We start from the raw sequence: 13,350 nt of genomic DNA, 5'->3' as shown, positions 1-13,350 counted from the left end.
CTCCATGGATGGAGGAAATGCCGAGGACTGCCGGGAGCAGTCTCGGTCGCCATCCATGGCAGTCGTAAAACCTGGAAGGTCTGACTATCGGACTGTTCTCCGCATAACAACGCCAGTTCCGGTTGCCGGAAACGTCCGCCCTTGCTGCCGTCGGGCGGCCTTACTTGTGCCCTGTGGGTATTCCGGCCTACATCTGGGAACGAGCGGAAGGTGAGTGCCGGCGGATGGATTAAATCCCGTTTGCCACTTGCTGACTCGCGTCCTCCCGGCGCTCGCACTTCGTGCGCCGTTGGCGTCCCAATCCGCTCCCGGCGGATTGGTCTTTGGATACTTTCTTTTCGACTGCACGGATGCAGGAGGTACGACCCCACGGATGGGGGAGGTAGAATCGCGTCCGGAACAGCGATCGAGAGCAACGCAGGGAGCAGTTGCCGAGGCGGAGCACAAATTCGCCTGGAGCGAATTTGAACAGCCGATAAGGCTGGCCCGCAGGGCGAAAACCAAGGAGGGTTTTCGTAGCGAAAGTATCTCGCCTTCGGGTGCGAGAACCCGATTCAAATAACTGTCGCGTGAGCGACTCTTTAAACTAACGAAGAAATGTTCTAGTTTTTTCTGTTCGGTAAAATTAAAAGCAAGCCGCCCGCTATTATCGCCCCGATACTGGCCCAGATTGGAACGGATAGCGTCTGCGTGTTCTGAATGGATACTTCCAGCGAACCTGAGTTAGTATTCCGGGTTTTATGGATTTCTCGTGTATAGCTAAAGCCGCCGTGTGTCGCGCTTAGTAAGCCTGCTACGATCAGTACAATCGCTATCGCCTTGACCGCGTTCATTTCATCTCTCCCGGTTTAGATGGATGCACTGATTATTTCGTTATCTAAGCGCATTTTCGTGCCGATTATACGCGTCTGCCTTGAATAACCCGCAGTAAAATTACGACGATTGCGACAACCAAAAGAATGTGAATGAACCCGCCCATCGTATATGACGAGACCAGACCCATTATCCAGAGAATAATTAGAACGATCGCTAAAGTTTCAAGCATGTGTGCTTCTCCGTCAGAGGCCGTCAAACAACGGCGATAATGTTAAAGACAAACATAGGAAACGGCCGAAGGTCACAGCAATAACTGCCCGTAAACCGGCAAGTTTGATGTTCGTCTCCGTGAAAACAAGATAATGCAGAGCATTTTGTTATACCGGGGCGGCCTATGAACCGGTCGTGCTCGTCCGTTATCTTCCTTTAAATCACAAAACCTCTTCTGTCTTGCCGACGTCCTGTCGGGCATTTCCTTCTATCTCCGTAGCTTTTGCTGTTGTTCAGCGTGACGCTAACAGCTTCTTTGCTTTTACTCTGGGTTTCTTCAACTTGCTCCTTTATTTGAGATTTATTCATGCATGTCTCCTGGTATTTAAACGGGGCGTCATTAAATTATTCAAGAGGATATATACGAAACCGAACCTCGTCGGTACGGTAGCGAACAGAGGCGGTCTAAAAATACCCGGTTTTATTCATTTTTATATCCAAAGGGTATAAGTTTCGTTTGCGCAGACAAGCTGCACGACTCAGCTTTATCAAACGGCGAGCCAGATAGTTTTTGATGGCGGCATCGACGACCGTTAATTCAGTTGCTTTCCAAAGGGCGGTTGCTTCGGCTATGGCCGCTTTCTGTTTGGCGATGTAGGCCAGATGATTGACGACGTCATTGCTTTGACGCTCGTTGACGGCATGATCCGCATCGTCGATAGACTCGTCGGCCGCTATTAATTCGGGTTCGGCCATATCGATGATTTTAGGATTGGTCCGCGCATTGTAATAGCGGTTATGGGCTTCCGTCAGGGCCGGATTTTGCGACATCGAACTGCAAGCGGAAAGCATCGTGGCAGCAAGCAGGATCATGGGCAAACAGCGGTGATTTTGCATAATAAACTCCTATTGGGCGTCGTGTTCGATTTCTTGTTGCAGCTCGCGATTGTTTTCTTGCAATGCGCCCGCTGTTCTTTGAGCCTTGGCGGAACGCGCCATTATTGCGGCCAGTTCGGCATCGACCTGTACTTGTTCCGCCAGTTGCCGGGCGTAGCGGTAGTTTTTTTCTTGCATCGCGCGTTTGGCGGCTTCCATCTTAGTTTTTGCAAGTTCGAACTGTTGCGGTGCGAATTCGTCGCCGCTTGCGCGGTTTGCATTGCTTAAGGCTGCTTTGGCAATATCCATTTGCTCGATCGGCGCCGGGACGCTTGCGCAGCCGCTGATTAAGACTACGGCAGCCACGCCGGCCATGACTTGATACGTGCTGAGGCGGCAAAGTTTTCTCATAATTTTTAGCCCTTAGTGTTAAATGTCGAATCTTGTCTATACCGGGACCTGGATGGCAGGCGCCGATAACAATTAGATGCCTTTATAGCGATCGGCACTGTACGCTAGCGAACTTAAGAAACAATATGCTAAGGATTTAAAATGGAACGCGGATGACACGGATGCGACGGATTGCCACGGATTTTTATGGAGGATGGCTTCTCATCCGTGTTGAATCGTAAAAATCCGTGTTCTCACTATATTTACCTATCAATGTATCTTAGTGGATTACGGCTCCTACAGCAGTCTGGAGAAACGCTCGTTGCGATAGCGGCTCAGCGCCCAGAGCGGAAAAAATTTGTCGTAACCGTGGTATTTCAGGTAGAAAACTTTCGGAAATCCGGGCGCGTTAAAGCTCTCGTCTTTCCAGAACCCGTCAGCTTGCTGGTTTCTTAGTAGATAATTAATCCCGGCTTCCACTTCGGAGCAGTCGCTTTCGCCGGCCGATAGCAATGCCAGCAGCGCAAGCGCGGTCTGGAATGCGGTGCTGGTATTACATTCGCCGCGGCTATGGGTATCATGATAGCTGTGATTGCTCTCGCCCCAGCCGCCGTCGTCCCGTTGCTTTGATTTTAGCCAGGCCACGGCTTTACGGATAGCCGGGTCGTATTTTGCAACTCCTGCGGATTCAAAACCGATCAGCACCGACCATGTACCGTAGATATAGTTCGTACCCCAGCGCCCGAACCAGCAACCGTCGGCTTCCTGTTCATTGCGCAAGTAAGCTATGCATTTGTCGATGACCGGCCTGTATTCAGGATGCCGGGCAACACGCTTGCCCAGGAACATCAGGCAGCGCGCGCTGACGTCCGCGGTCGGCGGATCCAGCAAAGCGCCGTGGTCGGCAAACGGAATATGGTTCAGGTAGTGGTAATTATTGTCGGCATCGAAAGCGCCGTAGCCGCCGTTTTTGGATTGCATGCCGGCAATCCAGGTGCTTGCCCGTTCGATATTTCCGATAAACTCCCGATCTTCGGACTGAGCCAGCGCCAGCGCCGCCACTGCGGTATCGTCGACGTCCGGATAATAGCTGTTGCCGAACTGAAAGGCCCAGCCGCCGCCCGGCAAATTGGGGCGCTGTATTCTCCAGTCGCCGGGCTCGTCCGTTAACTGCTTGCCGGCCAACCAACGCAACGCGGATTTGAGCGCTTGTTGCGTTTGCGGATTGCGTTCGTGGCAGTCGGCTTCCTGTAACGCCAGACTTGCCAAGCCGGTATCCCAGACAGGAGAAACGCAGGGCTGGCAGTAGGCCGTGTCGCCATTGGCAACCAGCAAGCGGTCGATGGCTTCCTTGGCAATTAACCGCCGTTCGTTGTTGGGGGGAATGCCGAGATAATCCATCGCTTCATAAGCGTTGACCATCGCGGTGAAGATGGCTCCCAGGCCGTCGTAACCGTTCAGTCTTTCCGTGAACCATTGATGCGCTTTGACGGTCGCTTTGCTGCGGATGAAGCCCGGAATCAGCGGCTCCAGCAGGCGGCCCATTCGCTCAAGGGCCAGTATGGTTTTGCCTAGCGGCGTTTTGACATGGGCAAAATAGTTTGTTTCCTGGTCCGGCGGCGTAACGAACAGCTCGGCAACGCCGATATGATGAGGATTGCGGGCCTTAACTTTATAGGTACAGAGGATAAACAGCGGCACCATGACGGTGCGCGACCAGTACGATACTTTGTCCAGATGAAACGGGAACCATTTGGGCAACAACATGATTTCGACAGGCATGAACGGCACGCCGCGCCAAGGAATTTGTTCGAATATGGCCAGCATGATGCGGGTAAAGACATTGGCCCTCGCGGCTCCGCCCCGCGCCAGTATCCAGTCGCGGGCCTTGCTCATATGCGCGGCCCCGGTATTGTCGCCGGCCATTTTCATCGCGTAATAGGCTTTTACGGTGCAACTGATGTCGCCGGCGCCGCCTTTGTAAAGCGGGTAGCTGCCGTCCGGGTTTTGCTGTGCCCGAATAAAATTAGCGATTTTGGTCTGGAGCGCTTCATCGATTTCATCCATATAGTGCATCATCAGGATGTACTCGGAAGGAATCGTGCAATCCGCTTCGAGTTCAAACACCCAGTAGCCGTTTTGATTTTGCAAGCTTATCAGCTGCGTTTTAGCCTGGTTAATCGCGCTGTCCAGCGTACTTGGCGAATAGAAAGGGCCTGTGTAGGCGGAATCAAGCCTGATAAAGTTGAGTTGAGCAGCTTGTCTGCTCAAACGAAACTTATGCCCTTTGGGTATAAGTGAAGATATGTCTGTTCGCATCGTATGATTTCCCTTAATACACTTTATTGTTAGAGCTTTTGGCCGGCTTATCCGTCGGCAGCCGGCGTTGTTGCTTACAGTAAACGGCTAGCGTCCCGGAACTGCTGGATTGTCAGTATTCATATGGGTTTGTTTTGACAGGGGCAGCATTTCGCCAACAGTCGCACATCATTTCAGCCACAAAAACAGCTTAAGCTGATCATTGAGTTGCGTCGGTGCGGTAGCGCACATAAGGACGAGGATGTGCTTAAATGAGCGGAGGTACAGAGCGGTATTTTTTATATATCTAATTGATATTTATTGAATAATAAGTAGTGATTGTGAGGGGCGCGCGCGTTCCGGGCTTTGTGAAATATGTTTTGTTTCCGTTTAAACGGGCGTTATTAATGATTATACCCACAGGGCATAAGTAGGATTTGAGCAGGTAAGCTGCTCAACTCAGCTTTAAAAATCGTCCGGAATTAGCCGCAATATTTAAAGGCGTGATTGAGATAGGGGGATTTGCTTCATGGTAAGCCTGTTCCATAAGTAATGGCACTTATTGTTTGAGGTGCTCGAACGATCTAAGCTGTAACCATTTACACAATATCAACCGATTATTTATACCCAAAGGGCATAAGTTTCGTTCGAGCAGACAAGCCGCTCAACTCAGCTTTATACCCAAAGGGCATAAGTTTCGTTTGAGCAGACAAGCTGCTCAACTCAGCTTTAGGTTAACAGTCGTTCGATTTTAACTTACATATATGATGTTGCTTATGACTAATCCAAATAGCCTCTGGCAAAACCATCTCCTTAATTCCCTGTCCGTAGCCAAATGCGACCGTTTTTTTCCTCATCTGGAACTGGTCGAAGTGTCGCTTGGGGACGTTCTTTACGAATCCGGGGACGAGGTGCGTTACGCCTATTTTCCGACGACCTGCATCGTCTCACTGGTTTACGTCATGGAAAGCGGTGCTCCGGCCGAAATCGCCGTGGTCGGCGACGATGGCATGATCGGCGTTTCGCTGTTTATGGGCGGCGGAACGATGCCTAACCGGGCCGTCGTGCGTAGCGCAGGCTACGCTTATCGGCTGCGGGCTCCGATACTGATGCAGGAGTTCAATCGTTTTGGCGGTTACCGTACCGGTACGCTGCACGATTTGCTGCTGAAATATACGCAGACGCTGCTTACGCAAATAGCGCAGACTGCGGCTTGCAACCGGCATCACTTCGTCGATCAGCAACTTTGCCGCTGGTTGTTGCTGAGTCTCGACCGGCTCCATTCGAACGAGATGGTCACGACGCAAGAGCTGATTGCCAATATGCTCGGTGTGCGCCGCGAAGGCATTACCGAGGCGGCCGGGAAGTTGCAGCAAGCAAAATTGATTAATTGCCGCCGCGGACATATCACGGTACTGGACCGGCAGGGGCTGGAAGCGCGGGCTTGCGAGTGCTACCAAGTGATTAAAACCGAAGCGGATCGCCTGCTGCCGGCTCCGCAGCCTGAGCCGATGGTATCGCATATCCCTTTGCCAAAGGTAGGGCATTCTAAAGGCGAAGCTTTAATTTTTCGTCACGAGTAAGTTTTTAAAGCTATCGATTTAATGCTGAACGGCTTTAATAGGCGGGGGAAGCAGCGAACGATCACCTACAGGTTGTTGATCTTTGAGGAATGCGTTCACATCGCTGCGCACATCCTGATCGATGCGGCCGGAGCGAATTTCATTACGCAGCCGTTTTAAAATGCGCTGGAATTTATCGTTGTTACCGCTAATGCGCAAGGCGTGGTTCAGCAGTGTGTCCAGGCTTTGTTTACGGGGTTGCCGGTCTTTGTCGTGTAAAGCTTTAAACAGTGAGTCGACGGTACGATCGGATAAGTCTTTGAAGAACGCAAGACTTTGCGCGGCCGTTTGGCGAACTTCGGCATTCTGATCGTGGAGCATCGTATCGCTTAACTGCTGTTCCGATTTCGGCGTTTGGTAGGCGTTCAATGTTTCCGTGGCGACAATACGCCGATGCACATCCGCGCTTTTCAGCTGTTGAATGGCCGACTCCGCTTGCCTGGCATCGAAAGCTTTTTCTTGCTCCAATTCCTCGGCTGTCGGCAAACGCGCGCCATGCCCCAATGATTCGATCGGCGGATACGTAATCGTCGATTGGACCGGTGTTGCGTCGGTATTCGATGGCTTTGGCGATAAGCGGAAAGCGACCACCGGCACAATAACGGCCAGTGACGCGGCGATTACCAACAAATATTTTTTCATAAGAGTGTAGGAAGGTTACTGCTTGCCCCTTTTGCAAGAGGCAAGCAGTAAAGCGTGGAGAATTACTCGATAATTACGCCGGTTGCCGAACCTGCGGTAGGATTGCTTATAGCGTTGTGGGCACAGCTAGGCTGTTTGTAAGCGTTGGTCACGTTGCCGTTGGTGCTGATGATCATTTCATCGCCAAGCGATCCGGCCGGTTTTTGCGCATATCCGCTGATAAATCCGCCGGGAACGTTATTTAAGCCCATTGCGGTACGCAATCTCCACGCGACGGCATGGTCGGTACAGGAAGTATCGCCTGAAACGCCGATAGCCCCTACTTTTTTTCCTTGGTTATTGTAAAGCGCCAAACCGCCGCCAAATACGTTAATGCCGCCGATACGTTTGCCGACGGCAGGGTCGTTGCCGCCTTGACCGTAGTTTTCAGGGCTGCCGGCATAAGCAACATTGGCGTCAACGGGATTACTCATTTGCAAGCCGTACAAACTGCCGCCGGGCATCGTTAAACCATAAAGGTTGGCTGTCGAAATTGAGAACGCATCCAAGCTGAAAGAGTTGGCAGCCGTTGCTTTTTGTATGGAAATAACCCGGCTGCCTAACCAGGATTTATTGCCGATATCGGCACCGGAACCGCCGCTGTTAACGACAGCGCAGACTTTGCCGGTTTCATCGACAGCCGCTATCCACATAGGAAGGCCGTAACCTCCATTACCGGTAACGCCTACAGACGAAGTAATAGCATTGTTATTCCATGCCGAATAAATGTCGTTACAAGTCGCCATGGCTCCGGCGCTTACGACAGATAATAAAATTCCTCCCAATACGACGGATTTCTTATTTTTCATGATTTAAGCCTTTCTTATTGTTATTAAAAATGTCGGATAGATTTTTATTATGAAATATAAATCGCATTTCTCGATTTATATAAGGTCAGCTGATAAGTCTTTTGCTTTTTTGAATTAACTAGAACCAATACAACGCGTCAGAAATTACGGACAGCTAAACCGCCGGCAAAGATACCAGATTGAAATACCAAAGAAAACAGAAAAGCAAAGACGCTAGGTCAACTTTATAATTCGATCAAAACGCTTTTTTATAAACCTGTATGCAAGCCGGAAAGAATACGGCGCGTTATAAACAAACGGTAGCCGCTCAAATCTGCGGCAAATTAGCCGGCCTTGTTTGAATATGTGCAGTGCTTATCGACTGGCCTTTTATGTTCGCTACCGAACCGACCGGATTAAGTTTTAAGAGTATTGTTCAAAATGCGCTGGGAAACCTCATTCCCCGTTTTGGTCATGGCGTTGTAGTCATGTTTTTTTTGTTATTTGGAGACACTCATGAACAAAGATCAAGTAAAAGGCCGAGTCGAGGAAGGCAAAGGTAAAATTAAAGAAACCGTTGGGAAAGTGATAGACAACGAACAAATGGAAGTCGAAGGAAAAGTTCAAAAGAATGTAGGTAAAGGCCAAGCCGGCTATGGAGATGTTAAAGAAAATATCAAGAAAAAACACTAAAGCCGGGCGCTGCCTGGCTATGCAGGCCGGCCTTTCAGGCCGGCCTGTTATTGTGTATCGGGAATGACATACTTTTAAACACTGTTTATAGGAGATAACCATGAAATTCACCAACATGAAACTGACCGGTTTATTCGCAGGCATTATTTTAGCTTTGTGTTCATTGGGGGCTTATGCAGCCGAGAATCACGTAGCGCAAGCGCAGAAACATGCGAAAGCGGCTGCCAAAGCCAGTGATGCAAAAGAAATTGTCCAACATGCTGAGCAAGCCAGAATCCATGCGAAAACTGCCGATGAACATCTGGATGCCGGCATTACAAGTTTGGATAATGCCATCAGCCAAGGCAAGCAAGGTAATGCGGATATGGCGAAGAAAGCCGCCGAAGAAGCTGTAACACATCTAAAAGCTTCGGAAGGGGACTAAGCAACCGCCAGCTTGCGGTAGGGTAGAAAACGGCGGGCCAAAATAGCTCGCCTTTTTTTGCCGCCAAAAGTGAAGTTATCCGTTTTTAACAAAAACTAAGGGTTGGTTTTGTTGAATTCCGGCATAAGCTGAACATCAGTTGGTCTTTACTCAAGGATTTGCTGGCAATCCTGTTGCAATGCCCGCAGAAACTGCTTTCCAGCGCGCTTGGGAAAATGCTTTAATTTTCGCTGCAGCCGTTCGGCGCCATAACGTTGCTTGTACTTGTGAAATAAGGTGTTCACCTGCTAATCCAATAACCAACGTTGTTGATGGCGTTGACTGGGTTTGCGGTGCAGGCAGGCATAATAGTCGCTACGTGACACACTCAGACAAGCACATGAGGGGAGACATTTAATCTGCGAACATATAAAGGGAAAAGCAAAAAATTGATCTTTTAAATCAGGTATTTAAGAAAAACACTAATGAAATATAAATAAAGTTAATTTGTGACAGAATCAATGATATTTCGCTTTTTACCGGTAAAAAAATAGTGAAATGATGGTAAAAAATAAAAAATTTCTACCACCATTTTATCCATTAATTCGCCGATAGCTTGTAATTTCTAATCAACACCTCCTTTGCCGTAGTCTTTGTGGTTCCGCAGGAATACCGTACTGAGACCGGCTCAACGATAAACCTGGAAAATATCTCCCGGACTTCAGACGTATCATTCAAACTCAGCAGAAACTTACCGTAACAATTATTGAGGTCAATCAACATGGCGGATTCAATTAAACCATCAACTTATTTTGGATTAATGGCCGAGTTCCAAAAAGCACACATTCCTATCATCGAGATAGGGGAAAAATACTTTGGTTATGACAGCGAGAAATCTAAGCGAGAAGCCGCCCGAGGAAAGTACCCATTCCCAGTGTTCAGGCTAGGCAGCAATAAAACTACCTGGATGGTAGCAATCGAAGATTTTGCAGCATATCTTGACCAAGTTAAGGAAAAGGCCAAGAAAGAATATCGGGCGGCAAAAGGTTAAAACTGGCAATATTGAAATCAAAACCGGCTAACCATGCCGGTTTTTTGTTGGGAGTAGTGCTTATTTGAAGCTTTAATATACAATCTTTAGTCAGAAAACTTGGAGAACATAACATGAACCCGAAAGAGCTGATTGTAAAGTGCTACGCGAAACAAGAGGAAGGGGAGTGGGTGGCTGTGTGTTTAGATTTTTGTCTAGCGACACAAGGCAGTTCATTGGATGAGGTTAAGCGCAAGCTTGAGGAACAAATCGCCTTTTATGTTGACGAAGCCTTGCAAGACCAGGAATACGGTAATCAATTATTGGCAAGACGAGCACCAATAACGCAGTGGTTTGAATATTATTTTATCCGGCTTACCAATATGATTTATCCGAACACCAGCGTTGTTTTTGATGAAATGCTCCCCCTTCGTCTTGCATGAGCGGAGAATATCCACCCATCACGTGCAAAGAATTGAAGGCGATATTGGCTTATCTGGGATTTGCCTTTGATACACAAAAAGGTTCCCATGAGCAATGGATTTTGATTAAGGACAACAGGAAGTACAAGGTTACTGTCGATTGTCCGAAAGCGCCATTCTCACAAACTCTTATCAAAAGCATGGCCGAACAAGCCGGGGTGAAGAAGAAAGATTTTTACCAAATTCTTAAGCAACTATAGCCGCTAACCAAGCGGCTTTTTTGTGCCTGAATTGTTGGCAATTGTTGTGGTTGTTTTTTTAGAAATGGGACAAAATTGGGAAAACTTTTATTTCAGACATAAAAAAAGCACTTGGTTTTAACCTAAGTGCTTGATTTGTATGGTGGCGATAGGTGGATTTGAACCACCGACCCCGGGGTTATGAATCCCGTGCTCTAACCAACTGAGCTATATCGCCATCTAACAGCTCTTTTGAAGAGCGGAAATTATATGTATCCGCTCATGATTTGTCAAACATTGAATCTGAAATGCACGACATCGCCGTCTTTAACGATATAGTCTTTGCCTTCAAGTCGCCATTTGCCGGCATCTTTGGCGCCTTGTTCGCCTTTATAATCAATGAAATCCTGATAGGCGATGACTTCCGCGCGGATAAAGCCTTTCTCGAAATCGCTGTGAATGACGCCGGCAGCTTGCGGTGCGGTTGCGCCCACCGGAATAGTCCAAGCCCTGACTTCTTTTACGCCGGCGGTAAAATAAGTCGCCAGGCTCAGCAGTTTATATCCGGCTCTTACGACACGGTTCAAACCGGGTTCTTCCAAACCTAGATCGTCCAGGAATTCCTTTCTTTCATCGTCATCCAACTGGGCTATTTCCGCTTCCATCGCTGCGCAGATCGGCACGACCATCGCGCCTTCTTTATCGGCCAAGGCTTGCACTCTATCCAGCATTGGGTTGTTCTCGAAACCGTCATCCTGGACGTTGGCAATGTACATGACCGGCTTAAGCGTCATCAAGCACAAGTCTCTGACCAACGCTTTTTCATCGTCGGATAAAGGCAGCGCGCGCGCAGGTTCTCCGGCATCCAATTGCTTGAAAATTTTTTCCAGCACCTCTTTCTTTGCCTGTTCGTCTTTATTGCCGGTGCGGGCCGCTTTGCTCGAACGCGTCAAAGCTTTTTCAACAGAAGCCATATCGGCCAGCGCTAATTCAGTATTGATGACTTCAATGTCGGAGATAGGATCGATTTTTCCGGCGACATGGATCACGTTATCATCCTGAAAGCAACGCACCACATGGGCAATGGCGTCCGTTTCGCGAATATTGGCTAAAAACTGGTTGCCCAGACCTTCGCCTTTTGATGCGCCGGCAACCAGCCCGGCAATGTCGACAAACTCGATTGTGGTAGGTAGCACGCGCTCCGGTTTTACAATTTCCGCCAGCTTGTCCATGCGGGGGTCTGGCACCGGAACTACGCCTACATTGGGGTCAATGGTACAAAAAGGGTAGTTTTCGGCCGCGATTTTCGCACGGGTTAATGCATTAAATAAGGTTGATTTGCCAACATTGGGTAAACCAACGATTCCACAATACAGCGCCATAGAGTTCTCTGAAATTTTAAATAAGAAGGGAGTACAGCAAGATGATCAAGCCGAAACAAAGCGGGAATTATACAAGCTACGGCTTTAAATCTAAAAAACTAAAACGTGTTTACTCACCATCATCAAAATTCAATGGGTGTAGGTGGTTGATTGCAAAGGCTTCTGCAACAGGGGAGCGCTACAGGGATGTATTCACGCGTCCTTGGCAATCAATGACCTACACTCGATTTCAAAATGGGGGGAGTAGGTACACTAAAACAAGTAAATGACGAATCGATTGGATGGAGTTTCTCGTAATTCATGTCATCCATGTACTACGGCAAGTCAGTTTTTATGTATATTCTTAGTGCTCTTCGTGGCAAATAATCGAACAAATCGCTAAACTACAGTCCTGCTTATACGCCAAGAAAAGACCCATGTTAAAACAAACGCCACTTTACAATTTGCATCTTGAGTTGGACGCCAAGATGGTGCCGTTTGCCGGCTATCTTATGCCGTTGCATTACGGTAAAGGCACATTGCACGAGCATCTGCACTGCCGCAGTCATGCCGGTTTCTTCGACATTTCCCACATGGGCCAGTGCCTGATTTTGGGTGGTGATGCTATCCATGAACTTGGGAAATTGATACCCAGCGATATTTCCGGGCTTAAATCCGGCGGGCAAAAATACACGGTATTAACCAACGACGACGGCGGGATTATGGACGATATTGTCATTACCCGCATCGATACCGGTTTGATGATTGTCGTGAATGCAGCCTGTAAAGACAAAGACTTTAAGCACCTGTATAACCATTTAGGCGGACGGTGTTGTTTTAATGAGCTGAGCAGTCAGGCGTTGCTGGCATTGCAAGGTCCGGCCGCTGCATCGGTCATCGACAAGTTTTCTCCGCAAGCTGCTGAACTTTCCTTTATGCAGGCCTGCGGTACTTATATTAACGGCATAAAATGCAACATCAGCCGTAGCGGCTATACCGGCGAAGACGGCTTTGAAATTTCGGTCGGCCGTCATTATGCGGAACAGCTCGCCTGTCTGTTGCTGGCCGAAGACGAGGTGGAACCTGTAGGCCTGGCTGCTAGAGATACGTTGCGCCTGGAAGCAGGGCTATGCTTATATGGACATGAGCTTAGCGAGTCTATTTCCCCGGTAGAAGCCGGTCTTCAGTGGTTGATTAAAAAAACGGACGTCGACTTTCCGGGAGCCTATAAGATTTTGGCTCAGTTAGAACGCGGACCGGAAAAGATCCGCGTCGGATTGCTGATCGATAGCAAAATCCCCGTGCGGGAAGGCAGTATAATTTGCAACAGCGAAGGCATTGCCGTCGGTTATGTGACTAGCGGCAGCTTTTCACCCAGTTTGGGACAGCCGATTGCGATGGCATTGCTTGACCCGTTTATTGTTGAATCGAGGAGTCCGTTACACGCGATGGTGCGCGATCATCGCATTACAGTGACCGTGACTCCATTGCCTTTTATCCCTCATCGTTATCGACGGTAAG

At 48.7% G+C, this 13,350-nt stretch carries 17 protein-coding genes and 1 tRNA gene; 7 read left to right on the top strand and 11 right to left on the bottom strand.

What is annotated here, in order from left to right; all coding sequences use genetic code 11:
- The 7 genes from EKO24_RS22790 to shc form a co-directional block, all read right to left on the bottom strand.
- The coding region (locus EKO24_RS22790) for a hypothetical protein (protein WP_206667211.1) at positions 1-278 on the bottom strand (278 nt) is incomplete at its 3' end.
- 324 nt (positions 279-602) lie between these two features.
- Entirely contained in the window at positions 603-833 is a 231-nt protein-coding gene (locus tag EKO24_RS04795; RefSeq protein ID WP_127028963.1) for a hypothetical protein, read from the bottom strand.
- Positions 834-898: 65 nt separating this feature from the next.
- Positions 899-1,045, bottom strand: coding sequence for a lmo0937 family membrane protein (locus EKO24_RS04790; RefSeq protein WP_127028962.1), 147 nt, complete (start codon positions 1,043-1,045; stop codon positions 899-901).
- A 197-nt stretch (positions 1,046-1,242) separates the two neighbouring features.
- Positions 1,243-1,395, bottom strand: a complete 153-nt coding sequence (locus tag EKO24_RS22325; protein ID WP_154671579.1) for a hypothetical protein — start codon at positions 1,393-1,395, stop codon at positions 1,243-1,245.
- 96 nt (positions 1,396-1,491) lie between these two features.
- Positions 1,492-1,923 (bottom strand): DUF4398 domain-containing protein, encoded by a 432-nt coding sequence (locus EKO24_RS04785; RefSeq protein ID WP_127028961.1) that lies wholly within the window; start codon positions 1,921-1,923, stop codon positions 1,492-1,494.
- Positions 1,924-1,932: 9 nt separating this feature from the next.
- Positions 1,933-2,313 (bottom strand): DUF4398 domain-containing protein, encoded by a 381-nt coding sequence (locus EKO24_RS04780; RefSeq protein ID WP_127028960.1) that lies wholly within the window; start codon positions 2,311-2,313, stop codon positions 1,933-1,935.
- A 276-nt stretch (positions 2,314-2,589) separates the two neighbouring features.
- A complete protein-coding gene (gene shc / locus EKO24_RS04775; RefSeq protein WP_127028959.1) occupies positions 2,590-4,611 on the bottom strand; it encodes a squalene--hopene cyclase in 2,022 nt (673 codons plus the stop codon).
- A gap of 755 nt (positions 4,612-5,366) precedes the next feature.
- Here shc and EKO24_RS04770 point away from each other — a divergent pair.
- On the top strand, positions 5,367-6,173 hold the full coding sequence (locus EKO24_RS04770; protein WP_127028958.1) for a Crp/Fnr family transcriptional regulator: 807 nt from the start codon (positions 5,367-5,369) through the stop codon (positions 6,171-6,173).
- A gap of 18 nt (positions 6,174-6,191) precedes the next feature.
- Here EKO24_RS04770 and EKO24_RS04765 read toward each other — a convergent pair whose 3' ends face one another.
- A complete protein-coding gene (locus EKO24_RS04765) occupies positions 6,192-6,854 on the bottom strand; it encodes a HEAT repeat domain-containing protein (RefSeq protein WP_127028957.1) in 663 nt (220 codons plus the stop codon).
- 62 nt (positions 6,855-6,916) lie between these two features.
- Entirely contained in the window at positions 6,917-7,702 is a 786-nt protein-coding gene (locus tag EKO24_RS04760) for a GlcG/HbpS family heme-binding protein (protein ID WP_241674400.1), read from the bottom strand.
- A gap of 495 nt (positions 7,703-8,197) precedes the next feature.
- On the opposite strand from EKO24_RS04760, the gene EKO24_RS04755 reads away from it, so the two are divergent.
- The 5 genes from EKO24_RS04755 to EKO24_RS04735 all read left to right on the top strand — a co-directional run bounded on the left by EKO24_RS04755 (position 8,198) and on the right by EKO24_RS04735 (position 10,489).
- Complete coding sequence (locus tag EKO24_RS04755; RefSeq protein WP_127028956.1) at positions 8,198-8,374, top strand: CsbD family protein; 177 nt, start codon at positions 8,198-8,200, stop codon at positions 8,372-8,374.
- A gap of 100 nt (positions 8,375-8,474) precedes the next feature.
- Positions 8,475-8,798 carry a small metal-binding protein SmbP gene (gene smbP, locus EKO24_RS04750; RefSeq protein WP_127028955.1) on the top strand — a complete coding sequence of 108 codons (324 nt, stop codon included), beginning with the start codon at positions 8,475-8,477 and terminating at the stop codon, positions 8,796-8,798.
- 760 nt (positions 8,799-9,558) lie between these two features.
- Entirely contained in the window at positions 9,559-9,828 is a 270-nt protein-coding gene (locus EKO24_RS04745) for a pyocin activator PrtN family protein (RefSeq protein ID WP_127028954.1), read from the top strand.
- Between the two features lie 113 nt (positions 9,829-9,941).
- Positions 9,942-10,250 carry a type II toxin-antitoxin system HicB family antitoxin gene (locus EKO24_RS04740; protein WP_127028953.1) on the top strand — a complete coding sequence of 103 codons (309 nt, stop codon included), beginning with the start codon at positions 9,942-9,944 and terminating at the stop codon, positions 10,248-10,250.
- On the top strand, positions 10,247-10,489 hold the full coding sequence (locus EKO24_RS04735) for a type II toxin-antitoxin system HicA family toxin (protein WP_127028952.1): 243 nt from the start codon (positions 10,247-10,249) through the stop codon (positions 10,487-10,489). The genes EKO24_RS04740 and EKO24_RS04735 overlap by 4 nt, the downstream gene beginning before the upstream one ends.
- Before the next feature lie 140 nt (positions 10,490-10,629).
- Here EKO24_RS04735 and EKO24_RS04730 read toward each other — a convergent pair.
- Together EKO24_RS04730 and ychF are read right to left on the bottom strand one after the other, a co-directional pair.
- Positions 10,630-10,706: transfer RNA gene (locus EKO24_RS04730), tRNA-Met, on the bottom strand.
- A gap of 52 nt (positions 10,707-10,758) precedes the next feature.
- Positions 10,759-11,850 carry a redox-regulated ATPase YchF gene (ychF, locus tag EKO24_RS04725; RefSeq protein ID WP_127028951.1) on the bottom strand — a complete coding sequence of 364 codons (1,092 nt, stop codon included), beginning with the start codon at positions 11,848-11,850 and terminating at the stop codon, positions 10,759-10,761.
- Positions 11,851-12,266: 416 nt separating this feature from the next.
- On the opposite strand from ychF, the gene gcvT reads away from it, so the two are divergent.
- Positions 12,267-13,349 (top strand): glycine cleavage system aminomethyltransferase GcvT, encoded by a 1,083-nt coding sequence (gcvT, locus tag EKO24_RS04720; RefSeq protein ID WP_127028950.1) that lies wholly within the window; start codon positions 12,267-12,269, stop codon positions 13,347-13,349.
- Position 13,350: the final 1 nt, after the last annotated feature.

The sequence above is a fragment of the Candidatus Methylobacter oryzae genome (genome assembly GCF_003994235.2).
Classification (GTDB): Bacteria; Pseudomonadota; Gammaproteobacteria; order Methylococcales; family Methylomonadaceae; genus Methylobacter_A; species Methylobacter_A oryzae.
Note: the sequence above shows the minus strand (reverse complement) of the source record. Positions and strands in the feature narration are given on the sequence as shown.